General features: G+C 69.3%; 2 pseudogenes. One reads left to right on the forward strand and one right to left on the reverse strand.

The annotated features are described in order from the left end of the window. Positions 1-331 (forward strand): annotated as a pseudogene (locus A5775_RS10865) (hypothetical protein); the annotation flags it as partial. Positions 332-337: 6 nt separating this feature from the next. Here the strand turns inward: A5775_RS10865 and A5775_RS10870 are convergent. Beyond that, positions 338-1188: pseudogene (locus A5775_RS10870) on the reverse strand (VWA domain-containing protein); the annotation flags it as partial.

A 1188-nucleotide genomic window follows, 5' to 3' on the forward strand; every position in this document is an offset into this window, starting at 1 on the left:
CACCGCGGCGCGCCTGGCCAAGGGCCAGGGCGTGCCCATCTCGACGATCTCGTTCGGAACCAAGGGCGGTGAGATCGAGATGGACGGGCAGCGCGTCGCGGTCCCGGTGTCGACCGACCAGATGAAGACGATCGCCAGACTCTCCGGCGGGCAGCCCTACACCGCCACCAACCTCGGCGAGCTCGAAAAGAGCTACAACGCGATCGAGAACGAGATCGGTTACCGCACGGTGCCGGGCCCGGGCAGCGCCGGCTGGCTGCGCCTCGGGGTGCTGGCCGCACTGATCGCGACCGCGTTGGCGCTGTTGATCAATCGGCGCCTGCCGACCTAGCGCGTATCAGGCGGGCAGCCGGCGGTTCAGCAGCAGGCCGGCCAGCACGGCGCCGGCCATCACGACGGCACCGAGCAGCATCCAGGCCAGGCTGGCATCGCCCTTGACGGTTTCGTAGCCGATCTGGCGCTGCAGCGTCGTGTACACGTTCTCCAGCGAGTCCAGGCTGTCGGCGTGGAAGGCCTGGCCGTCGGTGATCTCGCCGATCTTCTGCAGGGTCTGATCGTCCACCGGAACCGGAATGGTGGCGCCCTCGTAGTCGACGGTGCCGTACGGGGTGCCGAACGAGATCGTCGAGATCTGCACGCCCTGGCCCTTGGCGGCCCGGGCCGCGGTGAACGCCCCCTGCGGGGCGTTGGGGTCCAGCGGCACGTTCTCGGCGCCGCGGTGTAGACACCGTCGTGCGGGTCACTGGGGTTGGACGGCTTGTTCTCGCGGCCGTCGGAAAGCAGCACGATGCGGGCCGGCGGCGGGTTGTCGCCGCCGGTGACCGCCGTCGCACCGATCGCGTGCAGGGCGGTGAAGATGGCTTGGCCGGTGGCCGTGCTGTCGGCGAAGTCCAGCTTCTTCAGCGCGTCGAGGGTCGCCTGGTGTTGCGGGGTGGGTGGCACCAGCAAATACGGGGTGCCGGCGAAACCGACGAGCCCGAGATTGATGCCGGGCGTCAATTGGCTGGCGAACTGGCTGGCCGCCTGTTCGGCGGCCTTGAGCCGGTTGGGTTCGACGTCGGTCGCCCGCATCGACTGTGACATGTCGATGACGAGCATCACGACGGCGCGGTTGCGCGGGATGCGCATGTCGTGGGTGGGGGTGGCCAGCGCGATGGTCAGCAACGCCAGGCAGAGCAGCGACGCGGC

Origin of the sequence: Mycobacterium sp. 852002-10029_SCH5224772 (genome assembly GCF_001667315.1) — a bacterium.
Lineage (GTDB): Bacteria > Actinomycetota > Actinomycetes > Mycobacteriales > Mycobacteriaceae > Mycobacterium.